This is a genomic window from Variovorax sp. YR634 (assembly GCF_900106655.1).
Lineage (GTDB): Bacteria > Pseudomonadota > Gammaproteobacteria > Burkholderiales > Burkholderiaceae_C > Variovorax.
This window is the reverse complement of sequence record NZ_FNOL01000003.1, coordinates 358,137-378,156: the sequence shown is the minus strand read 5'-3', so window position 1 is coordinate 378,156 and position 20,020 is coordinate 358,137. Positions and strand designations below refer to the sequence as shown.

Below are 20,020 nucleotides of genomic sequence, written 5' to 3'. Positions count from 1 at the left end.
ATGACGGTCGTTGCATGGGATGGAAAGACGCTGGCAGCCGACAAGCGAACCAACTTCGGCGGCCTGCATGGCACGACGACAAAGGTTCACCGCCTTTCTGACGGGCGACTGGTCGGATGCGCCGGCAATACGGCGCAGATTTCCGAGATGGTGCACTGGCTCGAAACCGGCGCCGACCCCGAAAAGATTCCAGCCATTCAACGTGACGCGAAAGAATGCGTCTCAGCGCTTGTGATCCTTCCGGGCGGCGCGGTACTGCAATACGAGAACACGCCGCACCCGATCCGAATCGAGAACAGCACCTGGGCGATCGGCAGCGGGCGCGATTTCGCAATGGCCGCGATGCATCTAGGGAAAGACGCTCGGCAGGCTGTCATGTTGGCCTGCGAGCTCGACAGCACCTGCGGCAATGGCGTCGACACGCTGGAGCTCTGAATGGATGCTGCAACCCTCCAGAACCGGATCTACCGCGGCTACGGCAAGGCGGCCGCACGCCTCGGGCTGCCGAATGCAGTCTCGCGCCCGCAGTCGGCCGCCGACCCGCTGGCAAACGTCATCGGCACGCTGCCGTGCAGCTTCAACGCCGAAGACTGGAAGTACATCAAGGCCAACAAGTACGGCCGGCCGACGTGGTACGGGCTATTCGATGCCACTACCACACAGGCGGGCGACTACCTGGTGGGCCCGCAAGGCACATTCTTCATCGCCGCGCAGCAGTTGCACCTCTCGGTGCTGTGCGTGGAGTGCAATCGTTCGATCGCTCTGCTGCGCCAGGCTGCGCCAACTGCTTCGACCGGCGCGCAGCCCTACGGCGGCGTCTGCATCGCGGACAGCGAGCCTGGACTGGGCACGCTGGACCCGAGCGGCGCGCTGGTGAAGGGTTGGCCCTGCTCGATCCTGATCGGCGGCCGGACGGAGAAGGGCGGCTCCCTGCCGATGAGCACCAAGGATGCCGGCTGGCAGATCCTGCTGCCGAAGTCGGTGCCGCTGGTCCTGCGTGCGAGCGATGTCCTGTTGGACGACCTCGGGCGCCGGTACATCGTGGAGGCTGCAGAACTCACCGACCTCGGCTGGCGCTGCAATGCGAAAGAGGTTCACCCGTGAGAACGGTCGCCGACCAAGAGGAATGGATCCGCAAGGCGGTTTCCGAAGCCCAAGATGGCAATGGCGAGAACCTCAACCTTGTGGCCCGCTTCATCGCCGAGCACTGCGAGGCCAAGCACATCCTGCGCGAGAAGGGCTATGGCTGGACGGGTCTGGGCCTTGTCGAAACCGCGAACGAGGTACCGAGCAACCATGGCTGACATGACTGAAGTCGCCGACGTGCTGGTCGGCATCATCGCAGCGGCCGTCTATCCGAACGGCACCAGCCAGCCGCCAGCTGGTGGTGTCCAGGCCAAGATCTACCAGGGCTGGCCAGAGCCGCAGGCGCTGAAGGCCGATCTGGCGCTGAAGATCGCGCACGTGACCGTGTTTCCCAGCGCGAACGTGAAGATCACCACACGGCACATGCCGGAATGGCAGCAGATCGCCGCGCCTGCGCCGACGATCACCGCGACGGCAGCAGGCACCACGGTCACGCTGGCCGGTACTGTCACGCTGCCGCAGGCCGTCTGCCTGATCGTGGATGGCTTGGACTTCGCCTACGGGCTTCAGGCTGGCGACACGCTGGTCAGCATCGCTGCGGCGCTTGCCGCACTGGTGAACGCAAGCCAGCCGGCCAGCGCCGCGGGCGCAGTCGTGATGATCCCCGGCGCGCGGCATATCGATGCGCGCGTGGTGGCCAACGGCACCAGCGCCAAGGAGGTGGCGCGCGAGCAGCGCGTCTTCACCGTGAGCATTTGGGCCGATTGCTTCGACAACCGGGAGCCGCTGGCAAGGGTCATCACGCCGCCGCTGGCGGACCTCACGCGACTCAACCTGCCAGACGGCACCGTCGCCACGTGCGAGTACTCCGGCAGCCAGCAGATCGACACCGAGCAGATGCAGGGCATCTATCGGCGCGACATCAACGTCTCGGTCGACTACGGAACGATCGTGACCCGCACCGACAACCAGGTGGGCATCGTGCAGACGAACCTCTCCGCCAAGGTGCTCGACGTTTCCGTTCCGCTCAAGACCATCAACCAGTAAGGCCCGACCATGAAGCTTGTCGTCACCCAACCGTTCGCTGACTTCAAGGTCGGCGACTCCATCACCAAGGCCGAGGAGGTGCAGGCGTACCTCGAAAGCCATCCTGGCAGCGTAGTCAAGGCGCCCGACGATCCCGAACCGGAATCTCCAGCGGTCAGCGAACAGCCCGATGCCGCAGTGCAGACCGAGACGCCCGCGCTGGACACCAGCGCAGGCAAGAAGACCACCCGCAGCTGATCCACCCAGCACCTCATCACAAGCCGCCTCCGGGCGGCTTTTCCATTTCTAGGAGCCCTCCATGACTGTTGTGCAACAGGGGTCGATCAACACCACCGCGCTGATCGTTCCCGACCTCTACATCCAGATCGTCCCACCGCAGACCGCACTGCTGAACGGCGTTCCCACCAACGTGCTCGGCATCGTCGGCACCGCACAATGGGGTCCGCTGAACTCGCCAGTGATCCTCGGCAGCATGGGCGACTACGCCCTGGCCTTCGGCGCTGTGCAGAACCGCAAGTACGACATGGGCACCATCGTGGCCACCGCCGTGCTGCAGGGCGCGTCGAACTTCCGCGGCATCCGTGTCTCCGACGGCACCGATGTCGCCGCCACCATCGCGATCCTCACGAACTGCCTGACGCTGACCGGCAAGTACACCGGCACGTTGGGCAACAGCATCGTGGCATCGGTGGGCCCTGGCAGTCAGGCGAGCACGTCGCGCATCACCATCGGTATGCCCGGCCGCGCACCCGAGGTGTTTGACAACATCGGCGGCAGCGGCAACGCGCTGTGGGTCAACATGGCTGCGGCGATCAACAACGGCCAGAACGCGCTGCGTCCGAAGTCGGACCTGGTGATCGCTTCGGCTGGTGTCGGCGTCACCGCGCCGGCGACCGCGAGCTACACCCTGGTGGGTGGCACCGACGGCGCGGGCGTGACCGCGACGAACCTGATCGGTGTGGACACCGGCAGTCGCACTGGCATGTACGCGCTGCGCGGCACCGGCGCATCGATTGCGGTGCTGGCGGACTGCGACACGTCGACCACCTGGACCACGCAGGTCAGCTTCGGTCTGTCTGAGGGCGTGTACATGATCGCCGTGGGCCCGGCCGGCGATACGATCAGCAACGCGGCCACGGTGAAGGCCACGGCAGGCATCGACAGCTACACCATCAAGTTGCTGCATGGCGACTGGATCCTCTGGAACGACCCGGTGGCCGGCATCGTCCGCCTCGTTTCGCCTCAGGGCTTCGTGGCTGGCTTGCTTGCGAATCTCTCGCCTGAGCAGTCGTCGCTGAACAAGCAGATGTACGGCATCGTGGGCACGCAGCGCACGCAGGCCAACTTGATCTACAGCGGCGCGGAGCTGCAGGTGCTGGGCCAGGCTGGCATCGACGTGATCACAAACCCGGTGCCGGGCGGCAACTACTTCGGCGCGCGGTTCGGTCACAACACCAGCACCAACCCGGTGATCCAGGGCGACAACTACACCCGGATGACCAACTACCTCGCGTACACGTTCAACGCTGGCATGGGCCGCTTCGTGGGCAAGCTGCAGTCGGTGCAGTCCAACGACCCGATCCGCCGCCAGGCCGGCGCAACGCTGTCGACCTTTCTGCAGAACATGCGCGACCAGGTGCAGGTCGACGAGTTCAGCGTCATCTGTGACCTGACCAACAACTCGCCGAGCCGCATCGCCCTGGGCTACATGCAGGCCGACGTGAAGGTCCGCTACCTCGCGGTGGTGGAGAAGTTCCTCATCAACCTCGAGGGCGGCCAATCCGTGCAGGTGGCCCGCCAGCAAACGCTCGCCGCGGCGTAACAGGAGCACAACATGCCAATGAATGGACAAACCGTCGGCCGCGACGTATCGATCGACCTGATGACCTCGCGCGGGCTCCTTGCGGTGTCGGCGCAGGCCATCACCGACTTCTCTTCGCAGCCGTCGACCACGAACACAGCCAGCAAGGGCCTGGACGGGATCACCCGATACGGGGTCTTCCCCGATGGCTGGAGCGGCGTGCTGTCGATCGATCGCATGGGCAGCCAGCTCGATGATTTCTGGGCGCAGATCGAAGCCGACTTCTACGCCGGCGTGAACATCCAGTCTGGAACCATCACAGAGACCATCCAGGAGCCGAATGGCGGCATCAGTCAGTACCGCTATACCGGTGTGATGTTCGACTTCAAAGACGCCGGCTCGAAGACGGCGAATCAGCTGGTGAAGCAGAAGCTCAACTTCATGGCCGCGCGCCGGATCAAGGTGGCCTGATGGAATCCCTCAAGGTAACCCTGCACGAAGCAGCCGAAGCGGTACCCTCGCAGCAAGTCACGCGCGACGCAAACTTCACGGTGACCGTCGACGCGAGCGACGGCCGCAAGATCACACTGCGCAAGCCCGGGGTGCTGGCGCAGTTCAAGATGATCGAGATGCTGGGCAACGAGGCCGCCTCGAATCAGGTCTTCGTGAACATGGTGCTGCCAGTGATGTTTGTCGCGGCCATCGATGGCGAAGAGATCTCACGCATCACCACACGCATCCAGTTGGACGCTCTGATCCAGCGGCTCGACGACGCTGGTGTTGAGGCGGTCATGATGGGTGTGCCGATGCATTTCGGTAGCCCCGCAGATCCGGCCGCCACGAAGGCCGCGGTAAAAAACTAGCCACGGCCACGACATTTCGAGAGGCGTGCTGGTTGATCAAGCACGGCATCGATTTGGATGTGGCCTTCCAGATGGACGATGTCACGCGCACAGCGATGTGCATCGTGTTCTCCGAGCAGGTGAGCGGTGAAGTCTTCGATTGGGACCTCATGGCGTTCCCCGAGAGGAGTTGAGATGGAGTTCCAGAGCTTCGGCGCGCTGGGCGCGCACTTCGCGCGTCTAGCGCTGGCTGGCGAGGCGGTCACGCACCACATCACCGAGCAGGCTGCCCAGATCGTCGAGAAGGACGCCAAGGCACGCATCGGCAGCTACCAGGATGCTGCAGGGCCCTTCGGGGCCTGGGCCAATCTGGCGCCCAGCACCGTAGACGACCGGATCCGCAAGGGCTTCACGCCAGACGATCCGCTACTGCGCACTGGCGGCCTGCGCGACTCGTACGGGCACAAGACGCAGGGCGCGGTGGCGGTGGTGGGGAGCCCTTCGCTGATCGCCCTCTACATGGAACAGGGCAACTCGAAGATGCCGGCGCGTGCGGTTGTCGGTCCGGCAGCATATGCATCAGCGGATGCTATCGGCCGCGTGGCGGCCACGACCCTGATCGCTTGGGTCAGCGGCGCAGGCTGGGTCAAACCCCGGATTGGGCTCCAGGACCTATAGACGCCATCAGGCCGACGATGCACCAGAAAACCCAGAACCAGAGCCAGCCGGCCTGGCGCCAGGTGAGCGCTTTGTAGCGCCACCACAGCGAGGGCTTCGGGTGCCGCTTCTTCAACACCTCGCGGCGCACGTCGGGGTACTGCACCCAGCTGAGCCGGTCGGCTAGCCACTCGTGCACTCGAATCTTCATGCCCAACCGCATGGGAACCTCTCAAGTTAGGGCGAAACGATGTTTGAAGCCTATTCCGTCGGGATCACGCTCCGGCTGAACAACCTGGTGTCGCCACAGCTCGCCCTGCTGGCGCGCGACATGGAAAAGTTGGAAGCGCTCTCGGTGACCCTGAAGTCTACGCTTCGGGCCGCTGCGGGGGAATCCGCTGGCCTGCGCGGCCTAGCGTCGTCGATCAACGCATCTGCCATCGCCATGGAGCGGGCCTCGCACGGCGCCGCCGGCCTGAATCAGCATCTGGCCGCGTTGCGTGCCAACGCTGCGACCATGCCGCCGCTCGTGGGACATCCAGCGGCTGGCGGGGGAAGCCGCGGCCCTGGTGTCGGCATTGGAGGAAGTGGAGGAGGCGGCGGAGGTGGTGGTGCTGGCGGTGGTCGGCATGGCGGCGGTTGGGGAAACCCTGGCCTGCACGGCGGCAACGTTCACATGGGCCCCGGCGGTGTTGGTGTCGGCTCGTTCGGCTTCGGCGTCGGTGGCGCCGTCGTGCCGCTGGCGGCCGGCGCGGCCACGGTCTACATGGCCCATTCGCTGTACGAGGCCTCGAAGGACTACGAAACCGCATTCATCCGCTTCAAGACGCTGAACCTCGGCGAGGAAGTAAACAAGCAGGCGAGTTCCTTTGCGCGCGGTTCGCACACCTTCGGCGTATCCAGCAAGGACATGCTGGAAACCGTGCGGGAATCGGTCGGCATGTTCGGCAGCATGCCCAATGCCCTGAAGCTGTCGCCGATCATCGCGCAACTGAATGCTGCGAACTCAACTCTGTTCAGCGGCAAGATCGGAAAGATCGACGAGGGTACGGCACGCTCGCTGATGCGCTTCAACGACATGCGAGGCCTGACGGACTCGCCTGAGGACTTCATGCGAGGCCTCAACCTGGCGCAACGCATGGTGACTGGCTCTGGCGGCTCGCTGAACTTCCAACAGTTGGAGCAGATGGCCAAGCGCGGCGGTGCCGCGTTCAAAGGCCTCAGCGACGACGGCATCATGATGCTGGGCACGCTGGCGCAGGAGCAGGGCGGGGCAGCCACGGGTACGGCGCTGATGTCGTTCTATCAGAACCTCGTTGCCGGACGGACCACGAAGAAGACGATGGCCGCGCTGCAAGAAGCAGGGCTCGTGAAGCTTGGGTCGGTATCGCACGGCACTGTTGGGGGTAAGCCGTACAACACCGTGCAGATCACCGGCATCAAGGACGAGAAGATGCTGCGCGAAAACCCCGCGCAGTGGCTGATGACCTACGGCACCGAGGCAGCCAAGGCCGCGGGTGCGAAGACCGACTCGGAAATCATCTCGTTCATGAACAAGCTGGTGTCGAACCGCACCGGCTCGAACATGGCTGCGAACTTCACGACGCAGCAGATGCAGGCGATGCGCGACTTCAGATTGACGAAGAACGCAATGGGCGCCGAGCAGACCGTCGACGCGTGGAAGAAGGGGCTGGGCGGCAAGGAGTCCGAGTTCGTCGCCGCCTGGACCAACTTCAAGACGGAGTTCGGCGTCCTGATGCTTCCCGCGTTCTCGAACATTCTGAGCAATGCCGGCACCTTCATGCGCGGCGTGTCATCGTTCATCAACGACAACGAGAAGGCCGTAGGCAAGTTGGTTGAAGGCATCGGGTGGCTCTACAGCCACTCGCCGCTGAATCCGATCGGCAATGCAATTGGCGCGGTGATGGATGCGACCAAGGGCGGCGGCAAGGTCGTGGCGCCGCCCGGGGTCAACCCTGACGGCTCCACCATCGGCTTCGGCACCAACGGCGGCGGGGCGGCCTTCGGCAGTCCACATATTCGTGGGTCCGTTCCGCAAATGGTGCAGGTCGACTCGACCATCAACCTCGACGGCAAGGCCATTGGCAAGGCGGTTTCGACCTACCAAGCCAAGGAACTGAGCCGACCAAGCACGGGGCCTCGCACCGCTGACGGGCGCATGTCGCTGCGCGCATTCGACGTGTCTAGAGGAGGTTGAACATGGACACTGTCCTGCGACTGGGCGACTTCGAGTTCTCCAATCTCGAAATCCCCGAAAGCATCGCTCTCGGCGGCGACCAGCGGCTGGCCGTGCACAAGTTCCCTGGCGGCGCCCGTACGGTGCAAGCGATGGGAGCTGACCACGAGCCGCTGCAATGGAGCGGCCTGTTTCTCGGCGGCAATGCCCTGGAGCGCGCCAAGTACTTGGATTTCCTCCGCGTACAAGGTGCTGCGCTGCCGCTGACGTTCTTCGACAGCACCTACACGGTGGTGATCAGCAAGTTCAAGTTCGTCGTCGAGCGCTACTACAAGGTCGGCTACAGCATCTCGCTGGAGGTCGTTTCCGATGACAGCCAGCCAGTGCAGACCATCGCGCCGTCAGGCTTCGACACCGCGATCGGTGCCGACTGCGACACTATGCTGGGCCTCGGCGACCTGATCGGCGACGGGCCACTTTCCAGCGCGCTCGACACGCTCGATACAGCCGTGCGCGGTGTCAGCAGCTTCGCTGCAGCGACGAATGCGACGGTCCAATCGGTGCAGGGGGCGATCAGCGCGGTCAGCTCGCGCGTCACCACTCTCACGGCCTCGGTGACGAATACGATCAGCGCAGTGACGTCGCCCGGCGGCGTGCTTCCAGGTGTGCCGCTGGCGCAGACCATCAGCACGATGGCCGCGCAGGTGAGCGCGACAGCGCAATACCCAACGCTGCAGAACTTGAGCAGCTTGGCCACCCGCATGTCGCGCAACGTCAGCATGGCGCAGCAGCAGGCTTCCACGCGGGCCCTGCAGGTGGCCGGCGGCACGCTCTTCGACGTGGCCGCGCGCGAGTACGGCGACGCAACACGCTGGATTTCGATTGCCCAGGCCTCTGGCCTGACGGATGCGGTCATCACAGGTGTGAAGACTTTGCAGATTCCAGCGAACCCCATCGATTCAGGCGGAGTGCCAACGCAGTGAACAACCCCGAGCCGGTGTCGGTCGGAACGCGGCCGCGCGGCGCGGTGTTCGCCAATGGCGAGCGCCTGCAGGGCGTGGTTGGCTTCGAGGTCGACAACAACACGTTCTATCAGGCCGATACCTTCCGCCTGACGCTCTGCCTTAGCGAGCAGCCGGCGAACCGGAACTGGGCATGGTGGGCAGACCAGAGGGAGGTCGAGATCGAGCTGCTGGTCGGCTATCCAGCGACGCCTGAGGCGTTCGCTCGCGAGGACCTGCAGTCCCTGCTGATCGGCAACGTTGACGACATCGAGTTCGACCCCATCGCTGACGAAATCGTGATGGCCGGCCGCGACCTGACCTCGCGCTTCATCGATACCAAGACGGTGGAGAAGTACCAGAACCTGACGGCCTCGCAGGTGGCCGAGAAGCTGGCGGCGGCGCACGGCCTGAAGGCGGTGGTTACAGCGACCACTGAGACGGTCGGGACCTTCTACCAGATCGACCATGCGGCGACGCAGGATGACCGGCCAGAGTGGGACGTGCTCACCTATCTCGCGCAGGTCAGCGGCTTTGTGGTCTACGTGAAGGGCCGCGAACTGCATTTCGAGCCGAAGCCGGATCCTGCGAAAGCAGAGCCGTACGTCCTGCGCTGGCAGCCGCCCACGGCGGATCAAGCCTCACCGGTCTTCAACGGCATGCGCTTGACTTTCTCGCGCAATCTCACTGTCGCTCGCAGCATCAAGGTGAGCGTACGCAGCTTCAACCAGAAGCAGAAGAAGGGTTTCACGGTTACTGCGGAGCGCAAGCGCATCAAGAACTCCACGACCAGCAAGGTGGGGCGCTCGGGGCTTCCTCCACAGCAGTACAGCTTCTTCTTCCCCAACATGACGCCTGACGAGGCGCAGAAGAAGGCCAACCAGCTGCTGAAGGACATCAGCGAGCACGAGGTGAACTTGGGCGCTGACGTGCCCGGCGATACATCTCTCAACCAGGCGACCGTCCTCAAGGTGGAGGGCACCGAAACCGCCTTTGATCAGCTCTACTTCCCGGCCTCTGTGGTGCACAGCGTCGGATTCGACACCGGGTATCGGACGCTCTTCCGCGCGAAGAACTCCAGCCCAGAAAGCACGGTGCAGGCATGAGAGAGTTCGAACAGGCAATGTCGGTCGCGGCTCAGCGCGCCGGCGACGCCAAGCAGGATACGCGTTGCGGCATCGTCGATTCCTACGATCCGGCCACGTACAGCGTGAAGGTGCTGTTGCAGCCAGCGAACGTCCCAACCGGCTGGATTCCGATCCTGAGCCCCTACGTTGGCAACGGCTGGGGGTTGCAGGTCGGCCCGGAAATTGGCGATGCTGTGGTGTTACAAGCGCAGGAAGGTGGTGGGGATGCCGCCATCGTGATCGGTTCGATGTTCAACGACATCGAGCGGCCAATGCTGGTGCCGTCAGGCGAGATGTGGATCCGGCACAAGTCCGGCAGCTTCCTGAAGTTCAAGAACAGCGGGGACGTCGAGCTCAACACTGATCATGACCTGATTGCGACGGTGGGCAACGACCTATCGGTCACTGTGGACGGCAAGGCCACGGTGAATGTGGCCGGCACCGCCGATCTGACCGTTGGAGGCACGCTAACTACCACGGCGCCGCAGTGGAACCACAACGGGCCGGTCAGCATTAACGGGACGCTGAGCGTGAAGTACCAGATCACCGGTACTGGCGGCTTTGGCGTGACCACGACCTTCGGAAATGTCGGCGGCTATGCGGCCCAGATCACCGGCAACGTCCAAGGCCTCAACGGAAGCTTCAACGGCACCAACTGGGACTTCGTGGCAGACAGCTACTCGCTCAAGGGCCACAAGCACACGAATGTCACGAACGGTCCCAACACCTCAGGGCCCGCAACACCATGACCGACCTCTACCACTTCATCGGCGACGACCTGAGTGTTTCGCCCACCGGCGACGTGCAGCAGGTGGAGGGATTGGACCAGACCAGCCAGCGGCTCCTGCGCCGGCTGCTGACCAACCCGGGGGACTACATCTGGCATCCGAACTACGGCGCCGGCCTCGGCAAGAAGATCGGCACGCTGCTCGACATTCCGGCCCTCACTGGCCTGATTCGCTCGCAGATCTTCCTGGAGGCGGCGGTCGCGCGCACACCGGCGCCAGTCATCACTGTGCAGGGCATCGCAAACGGCCTCTCGGTGCGCATCCAGTACTACGACGGCTCGACGGGAAAGCTCGCAAGCCTCGCCTTCGACGTGAACCGCTGAACGAGACAACATGGCACTCAATACCAAGACCTTCGCCACCATCGTCAGCGACCAGGTGACCGCCATCCAGGCGGCCTCGGCGCGCCTCATCGATACCACCATCGGCTCCATCATCCGGTCGGTGGCTGAGGCCAATGCTGCGGTGGTCCTGTGGCTGCAGGGCCTGCTGGTCGCACTGCTCGCGGTCACGCGCGCCTCTACGTCGACAGGCACGGATCTCGACTCGTGGATGGCTGATTTCGGCCTGACGCGACTGCCGGCCGTGGCCGCCACGGGGAACGTAACCTTCTCTCGCTTCACTGCCACCAATGCAGCCCAGATTGCTGTCGGTGCGCGCGTGCAGACGGGTGATGGTTCGCAGGTCTTCGCCGTGATAGCGGACACCACGAACCCTGCCTATTCGGCCGGCTTCTACACGGTGGGCGCAGGCGTCTCAAGCCTCGCAGTCAAGGTGCAGGCGGTGATGGCCGGCGCTGGAAACAACGTCGTGATCGGCGCGATCAACACGCTGTCCACCGCGATTTCCGGGATCGACACGGTCACGAATCTCGCCGCGTTCACGAATGGATCCGACGCAGAGACGGACGTAGCGTTCCGCCTGCGATTTGTCGCCTACGTGGCCAGCCTGTCGAAAGCGACGAAGGAAGCAATCGGCTATGCCATCACCAGTCTGCAGACGGGCCTGACGTACACGCTGACCGAAAACCTGACCTACCCAGGCGTCACTGACTACGGCTACTTCTATGTTGTGGTCGATGACGGTACAGGCACTCCGGGCAGCACGCTGCTGAATACCGTAGCCAACGCCGTTGACCGAGTGCGGCCAGTGACCTCGCGATTTGGAGTCTTTGCTCCGGTGGTTGTGAATGCTGCGGTATCGATGACGGCGACCATCGCCGTCGGCTATGACGCCGTGGCCACCAAGTTGCTGGTGAAGAACGCAGTGACGAACTACGTCAATGCCCTGGGCCTCGGCCAGCCGCTGGCATGGTCCCGCCTGTTGCAAGTGGCCTACGACGCTTCGCCCGGTGTCACCAACATCACAGGCCTAACGATCAACGGCGGAACCGCTGACATTGCCGCCACCGCTAAGCAGGTGGTGAAGCCTACGACTGTGACGGTGCTCTGATGGCAACAGGAGATCTCACCGATTTCCGCGCACGGATCAAGTCGACACTCCCGCGCTGGTTCGCGGACTCGTCGCCCATCCTCGATGCGCTTCTGTCGGGCCTCGCGCAGGCCTGGGTGTTCATCTACTCGCTATACCTCTATGCGCAGATGCAGACACGCATCAAGACTGCAACCGATGGATGGCTTGACCTCATCGCTGGTGACTTCTTTGGCACGCGCATCGCACGCAAGCCAAATCAGAGCGACGCTAGTTTTCGGGCCATCATCATCGCGAACTTGTTCCGTGAGCGGGCAACGCGGAGGGCGCTGATTCAGGTGCTCACGGACCTTACTGGGCGCGCACCGATCCTTGTGGAGCCTCAGCAGCCAGGCGACACTGGTGCCTACGGTATCCCCACCAGCGGCTACGCTGTGGCCGGATATTACGGCTCGCAGTTGTTGCCCTCGCAGATGTTCTTGATCGCGTTCCGGCCAGCGAGCGCAGGCATTCCGAACATCGCGGGCTACGGCAATCCACAAGGCGCCTACCGCACGCCACCAGTGAGTATGTATGGCAGCCTGGCCATGGTCATCGGTCAGGTCACCGACGCCGACATCTTGGCCGCAATTGACAGCGTGAAGCCCGTAGGCACCGTGATCTGGACCACGATCAAGTCCTGAAGACATTCGTTTCTTTCCCCGAGCCCGTGAGCACTGAGTGCCGCGGGCTTTTTTCATTGGAGATTCCATGGATCGCAATATCAACTATCCCGGGCAGGTGCCACTCGAAACGGACCTGCTGAAAACGAACCAGTTCACGATGATCGGTCTATCGCGGCTAGCTGCGGCGATTCTCGGCACCGCGTCGTGCGTGAGCGGTTTCGCCACCACTCAGACGGTTGTTCCATCGATGGCTGTGCTGGTTGCCCCAGGGGACATCTACAGCCTGCAGAACCTCGAAGGCACTGCTTACAGTTCGCTGCCGCAAGATCTGACGCACAACATCCTGAAGCAGGGTATTTCGCTTGACGCGCGCACCATCGCAGTTGCCGCGCCGGGCACCGCGGGCTTCTCGGTGAACTACCTGATCCAGGCCAGCTATCAGGACACCGACGGCGGCAGCACAGTGCTCCCCTACTACAACGCGAGCAACCCGTCTGTTGCGTACTCAGGACCTGCAAACAGCGGCACGGCACAGCCAACAACGCGCGCAGGGGCTGTGGCGATTTCGGCGAAGGCAGGCACCGCTGCAACGACGGGCACGCAGACCACGCCAGCGCCGGATGCCGGCTACGTTGGCCTTTATGTCGTCACCGTCGCTAACGGCGCTAGCACCGTGGTCAACGCGAATATCAGCGCGTACAGTCTCGCCCCATTCATTCCAGCGCCCTTCGTGAAACCGATGGCACGTTTCACTTCGAGTGGGAGCTTTGTTGTGCCGTGGTACGTCACCACGGTCTACGTCACTGGTGTCGGCGGCGGCGGAGGTGGCGGCGGCACCTTGCCGGTCAGTGCCACAGGCAATATCGTCGCGGGAGGTGGTGGTGGCGGAGCCGGCGCAGCTGCAGTTCGCGAAGCGATTTCCGTAACACCAGGAGCCTCCATTACCGTGACCATCGGCGGAGCAGGAGCTGCCGGAGCCATCAGTGGCAATGGTGGCGCGGGCGGCACAACTTCCTTCGGTTCTCTGGTGGTCCTCAACGGTGGCGGCGGCGGTGTTCTCGGCGCGGGGGGCACTACTGGCTCAGCCTATGCAGGGGGCGCAGGCGGCGCAGGTGGAACAGCCGGTACAGGTGCAACGTTCGCAGGCGCCGTAGGGGCAGACGCTTCCGATGCGCAAGTCAATGTCACAGGCTCTAGCGGCTTCGGTGCGAACAGCATTTTTGGGAATGCCGGCTCATCGCGGCGCGGTGCTGCTAATTCAAACCTGACGGGCGTTGCTGCAACAGGATTTGGATCTGGTGGTGGCGGCGGCGGAGGGTCTTATTCCGGCACTGCGACGAGTGCCGGCGCCGCAGGCGGTGCTGGCAAGGCTGGCTTTCTCATGATCGAGTGGTAAAAAATGACCAACAGTTACGCATTGATCGAAAACAACCTTGTCACGAATGTGATTGTTTGGGATGGCGACTCAGAGGCTTGGCAGCCGCCTGAAGGGGTGACGGCTCGCCTTCTCGAAGCAGGTGATGTGGCTAGCATTGGCTACAGCTTCGATGGCGAAGCTTTCGCACCGCCTCCAGCACCTCCGGCGCCACCCGCGCCCGCGCCCGCAGTGCCTTCTCAAGTCACGATGCGCCAAGCGCGTCTGGCGCTGCTGGCAGCAGGCAAGTTAACGGCCGTGGACGCTGCGATCGCCGCGCTGCAGAGCCCCAAAAGGGAAGCCGCACAGATCGAGTGGGACTACTCGTCGACGGTGGAGCGCAACTCGGCGATCGTGGCGCTTCTCGGCCCGGCGCTCGAACTCGACGGGGAAGCGCTCGATGCGCTGTTCACAGCCGCGGCAAAGCTCTGAGGCGTTGCCACTCCCAACTCAACCCGCTTCGGCGGGTTTTCTTTTGCCTGGAGGCATATGCGCCACGACACCTCCCTCGAACTCAAGTTATTCGGACCATGAAGATGGATTTCGACAATCTCGGCTCATGGGCCACCGGCGGCGCTGGATTATTCATCTTCGGCGTTGCTTACAAACTCCTCTGGCCGTTGCTCAGTTCTTCCCTGAGTTCGGCTTTGGCGACTGCACGTGCCAGCGATCAGCTCATGAAGCAAATCATGGAAGAGCGGGACCGTGCAGTAGCGCGCGCAGATGCAGCCGACAAGCGCGTCGAGGCGATGTCTTCCGAGCTTTGGAGCCTGAAAAACAGTGTCGATCTGCTCACCTTCCAACTCCAAGTGGCCAACGAAAAAATCGAAGCGCTTACGGCCGAAGTTCGTTTGCTCGAAGGGGGCAACCATGCATGAAACGCTCCAGAAGCTCCGTAGCTACGGCGGCCACATTAAAGCCACGTTCGCGCTGGCTCTTCTTGTGCTCGCCGGCGCGCTGATTGGCACCACCCTCACTTCAGCCTACTACCGCGAGACCCTGCAGCAGGAACGCGAAGTGAATCGCGGCATGTTCGTCGACCTCGCTGGAAAGATGGACCAGATCACCAAGCGCCTCGATGGAACTGCCAGTACCCAGGCGGTCACGGCCGGAAAGCTGCAAGACACCACAACGGCCGTCACAGAGGTGGCCGACAAGGTCGATGCCGCGGCCGAAAAAGCTGACAAGGTGGCGAAGGCGGTGATCGTGCAGGCTGCCAAGGTGGCCAAGGCAATCCCCGCGCTGCCGCCTCCCGTCGCTGTGCAGCCAGAGGTCGTCAACCGAGAGATTCGCAAGGCGAACGAGAAGCTGAAAGAGCGGCCGGCCAGATGAAGACCGCTCTCATCTTCCTCGCGATGTGGCTCGCGGGGTGCGCAGCTGCGCCTGAAGCACAGCGCATGTGCCCGCCGCTTCCAGAGGTTCCTGCGCGGGCTACTCCCGAGCAATGGGCCAATCACTACGCCGTCGTCATCCGCCTCTATGCGCAGTGCGCTGGGGCATCACCTGGAGAGCATCTATGAACACCTTCAAAGTCAAGTTCTGGGCCTGGTATGACGAACAGATCGCCGCCGGCTGGTATCGCAGCTCGTCCCTCATCGTGGGGTGGCTGACGAGTGCGGCCGTGTTTTCGCCCGAGATCGTCCAGTTCGTGTTCGACCACTGGGACATCCTCGGCGGGATGGTGCTACCGAAGCTCGACGGCGATACCAAGGCGCTCATCCTGGGCCTCTACCTAGCCTTTGTGGCGCCGCCGTTGCGCGCATGGCGTCAGAAGAAGATGCAGGAAATTGCACTTAAGCAGGCCGTCAAGACGGGCGCAGTCACGAGCGGTGTGGACACTGACCAGATCGACATCAACGTCGGGAAGGGCACGCCATGACCGCGCGCACCGTCTCCGACTGGCTGCGCATCCTGCAGGAATGCGGCGTCCGCGCGCCCGTGGCCATCCGCTGGGCCCCTGTGTTCGCCGATACGATCAAGCCCAGCACCTTCAGCGCCGGCGACAACGATCTGGCCGACTTCCTGCCGACGGTGCTGCACGAGAGCGACATGCTCGAGAAAATGAAGGAGAGCGGCAGCTACAGCGCCGACCGGATCCGCGAGCTCGGCAATGCCAGCAAGCCCGGCACGCGCTGGCGCTCGCTGGTGCCGCGCGCTGACGAACTCGCACGCAACGAGGCGCGCTTCTTCGAAGCCTGCTACGGCGGCCGGATGGGCAACGGGCCAGAGGGTAGTGGCGATGGAGCGAAGTACCCGGGCCGCACGCCGATCGGCATCACGGGCAAGGACAACTACCTGTGGCTGGGCGACCTGGTCGGTCAGGATCTCGTAGGTCTACCCGAGCTGGCCGAGCAGCCGCATTTCGCGCTCGAGTTCTGCATCAAGTGGTGGGAGGGCAAGGTGCCGGACTCGAAACTGGGCGACACGCGTGCCGTGCGCAAGGTCGTGAACGGCGGGTACTTCGGCCTGGCCGACGTGGAAGCGCTTGCCGCCAAGGCCCGCGCGGCACTCGCATGAACTCCGACCTCGATGTCGACGAGCGGCGCGCCGCCGCGCAGCCGAGGGACTGGCCCGACGACTTCGACAAACCGACGCGTTGGAACGTCTGCGGGGGCTGCAACCGCGTGTTCCTTGGTACCGCCACCCGCATGCAATGCCGGCTGTGCGCCGGTCGGAGAACCGTATGAGCTTCTTTGGAAAGCTGATCCCCTGGTGGGTGCAGCCGTTGATCATCGCTCTGCTGCTGGCCGGCTTGCTGGGCCAGCGCGTGCAGGTCAGCAACGCCAAAGCGAACGTCGCCCGGGCGAAGCTCGAATTCTCCGAGTGGAAGACCATCGCCGCCGAAAACAGAATCCTCGCCGACCGCGCCCAGCGCACCGAGGAACAACGCAAACAGGCAGTAGCCGACAAAGAGGCCCAAGATGCAAACTCGAAACTCGTTCAAGCGCGTGCTGATGCCGTTATCGCTAGCGCTGCTGCTGGCAAGCTGCGCGACCAGCTCGCCGCCTACATCGCAGCAGTCCGCCGAGCCAGCCAAGATCCCGCGGCTACCGCCAGAGGCAAGGGTCAGCCAGGTGCCGATCCCCTCGATCTGCTTGCCCAGTTGTATGGCAGGACTGACGAAGCTGCGGGAGCAATCGGCAACTACGCTGACGATCTCGCCATCCGCGGCGCCAGCTGCGAGCGCATCTCCGACGCACTACAGCCTCCCAGCCAATAAGCTGCCAACTCCGCGTTGACTATCACCCCCAGCCTTCGGGCTGGGGGCTTTTTTCATTGGTGCGCGGGTTCGAGCAAGAACATCGTGCCCGCTCGGCTCTTGGCATGCGTTGGGAACATTTTCAGCAGCTCTTCGTCTCGCACGTCGATGTAGGTCTCGGAACCTGGGGTCACGCCGAGAAAGACGCACTGGACTTGATCGGGCGTCGCGCCTGCGATCAACCGGTCCAAATCGGGCTGCACGATGGTTTCGATGAGACCAGGCCCAGCCAGCGGCGATGAATAGCCCAGCTCGGCGTAGTAGATGGCGTGTCGTTGGGCAAGAATCAGGCAGCGACGGCCGTTCCTCGTGTCGCGCATGAACGCAAGTTCGTCGGCAACGACTGGATCTCTTGGGGTTTTCCAATTGGCGAGAGTCTGGAAATCGGCACTGAGCAAGGGAGGGGCCGCCGCGGCTATCGCAACCGTGCCCAGGGACACGAAGAAGGTGAACGGCAGAGCCAGCAGCAGCGCTGAGCGCGGGAATCGATCCTTGGCGACGGCTTGAAGCACCTGGTCGGCAAGGATGGCGGCCACCAGCAGCGCGGGCCAGGACACCATGAGTAGGCAATAGTCGTGGGAGCGCCCTTGGTAGTAGGTGAAGAGGCCGGTGCCCAAGATGGACGCGCAGAAGATCACGTCGAAGGTTTTGTTGCCCGGCGACTTTGCGAAGCCTGCAAGGGCCGTGATCAGGCCCGCGAGGTAGACGCCAAGCACAGCCTGCCACGGGTGTGCCGACAGCGGCATCGGCAGCATACCGAACCCTGCGCCGTAGAAGACGCGCTGATACTCCAGCGCCGCATCGATGTGCAGCGGGCCGCTGGCCTTCACCTTCAAGAGAGCGAGGAAGCCGACGGCGATCACGAGAGCGATGATGCCGAAAGTGAAGGCCGGCGCGATGCCCAGGCGCCCGGCACGCGGCGCCACTATGGCGCGGGCGATCATCGTCGCCCCTATCGCCGCGATGATGGGGATCCCCGTGTCAATGTTCCACACCAGCGCGATGCCTGCCACAGTGCCCATCACGGCAAGCGCCAGGTGGTTGGGGCGCGCGACGTATCGAGAGAAGAGCAGTAGGGCGATGGCCGGCCAGAAGAAGCGGATGGGGAAATACTGAAAGTAGGGCTCGGCGCTGTCGCCGTTCAGCAGGAAGAAGAGGCTGGTCGGGATAAGCGCGGTGAGGAATGTTGCGATGGCTATCCAGTGGCTTCGGACGTGGCGACGGAGCACGAGGGCGATCGCGCACAAGGCCGCGATTTGCAACACGGCGAAGAACGCGGTGAAGGTGGTCACCGATAGGCCAATCACCTTGAAGACCGGGGCGACCAGCTCGGGGAAGAAGCCGTACTGCGAGGGCAGGTCGGCCAGCAGAGTCTTGCCAGCGACCACCTGACTGAGCGCGTACATGACGGTATCGAAGCTGACGCCCCAATTGGCCACACGAGTCACGGCCGCGATCGAGAAGACGCGGAACGGTAGCACCTGCAGCACGAGCGCCGAGAGAGCCGCGAAGGCTACAGCGACCCAGGCGCCCCTGCGGGTCGGTGGCGTCGCGGCAGAAGAGCGCATGCTCAGCGCGAGCACGGTGACCGCCAGCAGGGCCGCCACGCTGACGAGCTCGACTCGATGTGCTTTCGACCACGACGACGGAAAAAACATCAGGTCGACGATCTCCGTCGAGACGAACGTGCCGCAGAACAAGGCGGCTGTTAGGAAGGATAAGGCCGGAATCATCCGCGCCGTCGGCATCTTCTGTCTCAACAACCAGGCCCAGGCGAGAAGCGCTGGCGGTGTCAGGGCCGCGAGGATCACGAACACTGCTCGCTCGATGGGCTCTGGGCTGACCTGCATCTCTCCGCGATGTCGCAGCAACGCCCAGGTCGGCAGTTTTGGGGGGTCTAGATCGAGCGCACCCAAAACCAGGGCGATTCCCCATGCGGCGGCAGCAATGATCGCCATAGCTACCAGCAGGGTCGTGAGGATCTGAACGAGGTCAGGGGCGGAAGGCTGAGGGGCTGGGTTCATTTTTCTTTGATGCCGCTTCGCCCATGATCTGGCGGCGAGTGCCCAGGATCGTACAACTGCGCAGCGCAACCTTGATACCGTCAGCGGCCACTTGGCCCCTTCGTGAACTTCTCGTACTCTTGAATCCGACGGCCAATCTCCGTTTCAGTCTTGTTGATGCCGCTGTAGCCCTGAGGGCACTTCATCACCTCTGCACGGATCTCGGCCTCTGTTGCCGGCAGCCTGCGAACCTCCCGGCTGCTCAGGATTGGCGTAGCACCTGGGAAGCGCCTCTCCGCGTCTTCCATCGACATCTTGTGTGGGTAGGGGCTTGCCTTCTTGCGCCAGATGTCAGGTGGCACGATGAAGGTGAAGTACTCGACGTCTTTCATCAGAACGGCACCAGTCCATACCGGGCCCGGATTGCGTCGCCGGCGCTGCCGATGTGGGGGTCGCGGTAGCGGTCGCCCACGAAAGCGCAGAGCTCGCCCACCCCTGCGGCGAAGCTCTGCAGAGCCTCGGGCACGACGGCGCCCTCAGGCACCAGCCCATGCTGCCTGGCGAGGTCTTCGATCTGGCGCTTCGGGTGGTTCTCCCACTGGTTCGGCGATTGGCAGGCCTGCCAGTAGTCGCGTGCAGCTTCTTCGGCAGGGCGATGCCCAAAGAGCGGGTGGAGGGTGAGGGCCATGGAGTCGCCGTCCT

At 63.4% G+C, this 20,020-nt stretch carries 29 protein-coding genes; 25 read left to right on the top strand and 4 right to left on the bottom strand.

Annotated elements, in window-relative coordinates:
- From BLV60_RS08465 to BLV60_RS08425, 10 genes are all read left to right on the top strand, one after another.
- Positions 1 to 435 carry an Ntn hydrolase family protein gene (locus BLV60_RS08465; protein WP_093052865.1) on the top strand — a complete coding sequence of 145 codons (435 nt, stop codon included), beginning with the start codon at positions 1 to 3 and terminating at the stop codon, positions 433 to 435.
- Complete coding sequence (locus BLV60_RS08460) at positions 436 to 1,104, top strand: hypothetical protein (protein WP_093052862.1); 669 nt, start codon at positions 436 to 438, stop codon at positions 1,102 to 1,104.
- The gene (locus tag BLV60_RS08455) at positions 1,101 to 1,304 is read left to right on the top strand and encodes a hypothetical protein (RefSeq protein ID WP_093052859.1); all 204 of its coding nucleotides are present in this window, start codon (positions 1,101 to 1,103) and stop codon (positions 1,302 to 1,304) included. The genes BLV60_RS08460 and BLV60_RS08455 overlap by 4 nt, the downstream gene beginning before the upstream one ends.
- Entirely contained in the window at positions 1,297 to 2,133 is an 837-nt protein-coding gene (locus BLV60_RS08450) for a hypothetical protein (protein WP_143042559.1), read from the top strand. Before BLV60_RS08455 ends, BLV60_RS08450 begins: the two co-directional genes overlap by 8 nt.
- Positions 2,134 to 2,142: 9 nt before the next feature.
- Positions 2,143 to 2,370, top strand: coding sequence for a hypothetical protein (locus BLV60_RS08445; RefSeq protein ID WP_093052853.1), 228 nt, complete (start codon positions 2,143 to 2,145; stop codon positions 2,368 to 2,370).
- Between the two features lie 61 nt (positions 2,371 to 2,431).
- Positions 2,432 to 3,955, top strand: coding sequence for a phage tail protein (locus tag BLV60_RS08440; protein WP_093052850.1), 1,524 nt, complete (start codon positions 2,432 to 2,434; stop codon positions 3,953 to 3,955).
- 18 nt (positions 3,956 to 3,973) lie between these two features.
- Positions 3,974 to 4,405, top strand: a complete 432-nt coding sequence (locus BLV60_RS08435; protein WP_256328899.1) for a hypothetical protein — start codon at positions 3,974 to 3,976, stop codon at positions 4,403 to 4,405.
- A complete protein-coding gene (locus tag BLV60_RS08430) occupies positions 4,405 to 4,797 on the top strand; it encodes a hypothetical protein (RefSeq protein WP_093052845.1) in 393 nt (130 codons plus the stop codon). The genes BLV60_RS08435 and BLV60_RS08430 overlap by 1 nt, the downstream gene beginning before the upstream one ends.
- A 32-nt stretch (positions 4,798 to 4,829) precedes the next feature.
- Positions 4,830 to 4,970, top strand: coding sequence for a hypothetical protein (locus tag BLV60_RS34325; RefSeq protein WP_176928727.1), 141 nt, complete (start codon positions 4,830 to 4,832; stop codon positions 4,968 to 4,970).
- 1 nt (position 4,971) lies between these two features.
- Positions 4,972 to 5,454, top strand: coding sequence for a hypothetical protein (locus BLV60_RS08425; RefSeq protein ID WP_093052842.1), 483 nt, complete (start codon positions 4,972 to 4,974; stop codon positions 5,452 to 5,454).
- Here BLV60_RS08425 and BLV60_RS08420 read toward each other — a convergent pair.
- Complete coding sequence (locus tag BLV60_RS08420; protein WP_143042558.1) at positions 5,423 to 5,644, bottom strand: hypothetical protein; 222 nt, start codon at positions 5,642 to 5,644, stop codon at positions 5,423 to 5,425. The two genes, BLV60_RS08425 and BLV60_RS08420, sit on opposite strands and share 32 nt — an antisense overlap.
- Before the next feature lie 39 nt (positions 5,645 to 5,683).
- Here BLV60_RS08420 and BLV60_RS08405 point away from each other — a divergent pair, with 39 nt between their 5' ends.
- The 15 genes from BLV60_RS08405 (at position 5,684) to BLV60_RS08345 (ending at position 17,276) form a co-directional block, all read left to right on the top strand.
- Positions 5,684 to 7,651, top strand: a complete 1,968-nt coding sequence (locus BLV60_RS08405; protein WP_176928746.1) for a phage tail tape measure protein — start codon at positions 5,684 to 5,686, stop codon at positions 7,649 to 7,651.
- A gap of 2 nt (positions 7,652 to 7,653) precedes the next feature.
- Positions 7,654 to 8,613 (top strand): hypothetical protein, encoded by a 960-nt coding sequence (locus BLV60_RS08400; protein ID WP_093052827.1) that lies wholly within the window; start codon positions 7,654 to 7,656, stop codon positions 8,611 to 8,613.
- Positions 8,610 to 9,737 carry a phage late control D family protein gene (locus BLV60_RS08395; RefSeq protein WP_093052824.1) on the top strand — a complete coding sequence of 376 codons (1,128 nt, stop codon included), beginning with the start codon at positions 8,610 to 8,612 and terminating at the stop codon, positions 9,735 to 9,737. Before BLV60_RS08400 ends, BLV60_RS08395 begins: the two co-directional genes overlap by 4 nt.
- Complete coding sequence (locus BLV60_RS08390) at positions 9,734 to 10,507, top strand: phage baseplate assembly protein V (RefSeq protein ID WP_143042557.1); 774 nt, start codon at positions 9,734 to 9,736, stop codon at positions 10,505 to 10,507. Before BLV60_RS08395 ends, BLV60_RS08390 begins: the two co-directional genes overlap by 4 nt.
- The gene (locus BLV60_RS08385; RefSeq protein WP_093052818.1) at positions 10,504 to 10,869 is read left to right on the top strand and encodes a phage tail protein; all 366 of its coding nucleotides are present in this window, start codon (positions 10,504 to 10,506) and stop codon (positions 10,867 to 10,869) included. The genes BLV60_RS08390 and BLV60_RS08385 overlap by 4 nt, the downstream gene beginning before the upstream one ends.
- Before the next feature lie 10 nt (positions 10,870 to 10,879).
- Positions 10,880 to 11,998, top strand: coding sequence for a baseplate J/gp47 family protein (locus tag BLV60_RS08380; protein ID WP_093052815.1), 1,119 nt, complete (start codon positions 10,880 to 10,882; stop codon positions 11,996 to 11,998).
- A complete protein-coding gene (locus BLV60_RS08375; RefSeq protein ID WP_176928745.1) occupies positions 11,998 to 12,660 on the top strand; it encodes a hypothetical protein in 663 nt (220 codons plus the stop codon). Before BLV60_RS08380 ends, BLV60_RS08375 begins: the two co-directional genes overlap by 1 nt.
- Before the next feature lie 67 nt (positions 12,661 to 12,727).
- Positions 12,728 to 14,038, top strand: a complete 1,311-nt coding sequence (locus BLV60_RS33995; protein ID WP_143042556.1) for a glycine-rich domain-containing protein — start codon at positions 12,728 to 12,730, stop codon at positions 14,036 to 14,038.
- 3 nt (positions 14,039 to 14,041) lie between these two features.
- A complete protein-coding gene (locus BLV60_RS33990; protein ID WP_143042555.1) occupies positions 14,042 to 14,488 on the top strand; it encodes a hypothetical protein in 447 nt (148 codons plus the stop codon).
- Between the two features lie 98 nt (positions 14,489 to 14,586).
- Complete coding sequence (locus tag BLV60_RS08365) at positions 14,587 to 14,934, top strand: hypothetical protein (protein WP_093052810.1); 348 nt, start codon at positions 14,587 to 14,589, stop codon at positions 14,932 to 14,934.
- On the top strand, positions 14,927 to 15,388 hold the full coding sequence (locus BLV60_RS08360; protein WP_093052807.1) for a hypothetical protein: 462 nt from the start codon (positions 14,927 to 14,929) through the stop codon (positions 15,386 to 15,388). Before BLV60_RS08365 ends, BLV60_RS08360 begins: the two co-directional genes overlap by 8 nt.
- A gap of 184 nt (positions 15,389 to 15,572) precedes the next feature.
- Positions 15,573 to 15,935, top strand: coding sequence for a hypothetical protein (locus BLV60_RS08355; protein WP_093052804.1), 363 nt, complete (start codon positions 15,573 to 15,575; stop codon positions 15,933 to 15,935).
- Positions 15,932 to 16,573 (top strand): hypothetical protein, encoded by a 642-nt coding sequence (locus BLV60_RS08350; RefSeq protein ID WP_093052801.1) that lies wholly within the window; start codon positions 15,932 to 15,934, stop codon positions 16,571 to 16,573. The genes BLV60_RS08355 and BLV60_RS08350 overlap by 4 nt, the downstream gene beginning before the upstream one ends.
- Positions 16,570 to 16,743, top strand: a complete 174-nt coding sequence (locus tag BLV60_RS34320) for a hypothetical protein (protein ID WP_176928744.1) — start codon at positions 16,570 to 16,572, stop codon at positions 16,741 to 16,743. The genes BLV60_RS08350 and BLV60_RS34320 overlap by 4 nt, the downstream gene beginning before the upstream one ends.
- Positions 16,740 to 17,276 carry a DUF2514 family protein gene (locus BLV60_RS08345; protein ID WP_176928743.1) on the top strand — a complete coding sequence of 179 codons (537 nt, stop codon included), beginning with the start codon at positions 16,740 to 16,742 and terminating at the stop codon, positions 17,274 to 17,276. Before BLV60_RS34320 ends, BLV60_RS08345 begins: the two co-directional genes overlap by 4 nt.
- Before the next feature lie 53 nt (positions 17,277 to 17,329).
- On the opposite strand, the gene BLV60_RS08340 is transcribed toward BLV60_RS08345, so the two are convergent.
- The 3 genes from BLV60_RS08340 to BLV60_RS08330 all read right to left on the bottom strand — a co-directional run bounded on the left by BLV60_RS08340 (position 17,330) and on the right by BLV60_RS08330 (position 20,006).
- Positions 17,330 to 19,339 carry a hypothetical protein gene (locus tag BLV60_RS08340; protein ID WP_093052796.1) on the bottom strand — a complete coding sequence of 670 codons (2,010 nt, stop codon included), beginning with the start codon at positions 19,337 to 19,339 and terminating at the stop codon, positions 17,330 to 17,332.
- An 80-nt stretch (positions 19,340 to 19,419) separates the two neighbouring features.
- Complete coding sequence (locus tag BLV60_RS08335; RefSeq protein ID WP_093052793.1) at positions 19,420 to 19,710, bottom strand: hypothetical protein; 291 nt, start codon at positions 19,708 to 19,710, stop codon at positions 19,420 to 19,422.
- Complete coding sequence (locus BLV60_RS08330) at positions 19,710 to 20,006, bottom strand: hypothetical protein (protein WP_143042554.1); 297 nt, start codon at positions 20,004 to 20,006, stop codon at positions 19,710 to 19,712. The genes BLV60_RS08335 and BLV60_RS08330 overlap by 1 nt, the downstream gene beginning before the upstream one ends.
- Between the last annotated feature and the right edge of the window lie 14 nt (positions 20,007 to 20,020).

Excerpts from the sequence above, each read along its gene's own strand:
- BLV60_RS08465 (WP_093052865.1), top strand. The coding sequence starts at position 1 with ATGACGGTCGTTGCATGGGATGGAAAGACGCTGGCAGCCGACAAGCGA.
- BLV60_RS08460 (WP_093052862.1), top strand. The coding sequence starts at position 436 with ATGGATGCTGCAACCCTCCAGAACCGGATCTACCGCGGCTACGGCAAG.
- BLV60_RS08450 (WP_143042559.1), top strand. The coding sequence starts at position 1,297 with ATGGCTGACATGACTGAAGTCGCCGACGTGCTGGTCGGCATCATCGCA.
- BLV60_RS08445 (WP_093052853.1), top strand. The coding sequence starts at position 2,143 with ATGAAGCTTGTCGTCACCCAACCGTTCGCTGACTTCAAGGTCGGCGAC.
- BLV60_RS08440 (WP_093052850.1), top strand. The coding sequence starts at position 2,432 with ATGACTGTTGTGCAACAGGGGTCGATCAACACCACCGCGCTGATCGTT.
- BLV60_RS08435 (WP_256328899.1), top strand. The coding sequence starts at position 3,974 with ATGAATGGACAAACCGTCGGCCGCGACGTATCGATCGACCTGATGACC.
- BLV60_RS08430 (WP_093052845.1), top strand. The coding sequence starts at position 4,405 with ATGGAATCCCTCAAGGTAACCCTGCACGAAGCAGCCGAAGCGGTACCC.
- BLV60_RS08425 (WP_093052842.1), top strand. The coding sequence starts at position 4,972 with ATGGAGTTCCAGAGCTTCGGCGCGCTGGGCGCGCACTTCGCGCGTCTA.
- BLV60_RS08420 (WP_143042558.1), bottom strand. The coding sequence starts at position 5,644 with ATGAAGATTCGAGTGCACGAGTGGCTAGCCGACCGGCTCAGCTGGGTG.
- BLV60_RS08405 (WP_176928746.1), top strand. The coding sequence starts at position 5,684 with ATGTTTGAAGCCTATTCCGTCGGGATCACGCTCCGGCTGAACAACCTG.
- BLV60_RS08400 (WP_093052827.1), top strand. The coding sequence starts at position 7,654 with ATGGACACTGTCCTGCGACTGGGCGACTTCGAGTTCTCCAATCTCGAA.
- BLV60_RS08390 (WP_143042557.1), top strand. The coding sequence starts at position 9,734 with ATGAGAGAGTTCGAACAGGCAATGTCGGTCGCGGCTCAGCGCGCCGGC.
- BLV60_RS08385 (WP_093052818.1), top strand. The coding sequence starts at position 10,504 with ATGACCGACCTCTACCACTTCATCGGCGACGACCTGAGTGTTTCGCCC.
- BLV60_RS08380 (WP_093052815.1), top strand. The coding sequence starts at position 10,880 with ATGGCACTCAATACCAAGACCTTCGCCACCATCGTCAGCGACCAGGTG.
- BLV60_RS08375 (WP_176928745.1), top strand. The coding sequence starts at position 11,998 with ATGGCAACAGGAGATCTCACCGATTTCCGCGCACGGATCAAGTCGACA.
- BLV60_RS33995 (WP_143042556.1), top strand. The coding sequence starts at position 12,728 with ATGGATCGCAATATCAACTATCCCGGGCAGGTGCCACTCGAAACGGAC.
- BLV60_RS33990 (WP_143042555.1), top strand. The coding sequence starts at position 14,042 with ATGACCAACAGTTACGCATTGATCGAAAACAACCTTGTCACGAATGTG.
- BLV60_RS08365 (WP_093052810.1), top strand. The coding sequence starts at position 14,587 with ATGAAGATGGATTTCGACAATCTCGGCTCATGGGCCACCGGCGGCGCT.
- BLV60_RS08360 (WP_093052807.1), top strand. The coding sequence starts at position 14,927 with ATGCATGAAACGCTCCAGAAGCTCCGTAGCTACGGCGGCCACATTAAA.
- BLV60_RS08355 (WP_093052804.1), top strand. The coding sequence starts at position 15,573 with ATGAACACCTTCAAAGTCAAGTTCTGGGCCTGGTATGACGAACAGATC.
- BLV60_RS08350 (WP_093052801.1), top strand. The coding sequence starts at position 15,932 with ATGACCGCGCGCACCGTCTCCGACTGGCTGCGCATCCTGCAGGAATGC.
- BLV60_RS34320 (WP_176928744.1), top strand. The coding sequence starts at position 16,570 with ATGAACTCCGACCTCGATGTCGACGAGCGGCGCGCCGCCGCGCAGCCG.
- BLV60_RS08345 (WP_176928743.1), top strand. The coding sequence starts at position 16,740 with ATGAGCTTCTTTGGAAAGCTGATCCCCTGGTGGGTGCAGCCGTTGATC.
- BLV60_RS08340 (WP_093052796.1), bottom strand. The coding sequence starts at position 19,339 with ATGAACCCAGCCCCTCAGCCTTCCGCCCCTGACCTCGTTCAGATCCTC.
- BLV60_RS08335 (WP_093052793.1), bottom strand. The coding sequence starts at position 19,710 with ATGAAAGACGTCGAGTACTTCACCTTCATCGTGCCACCTGACATCTGG.
- BLV60_RS08330 (WP_143042554.1), bottom strand. The coding sequence starts at position 20,006 with ATGGCCCTCACCCTCCACCCGCTCTTTGGGCATCGCCCTGCCGAAGAA.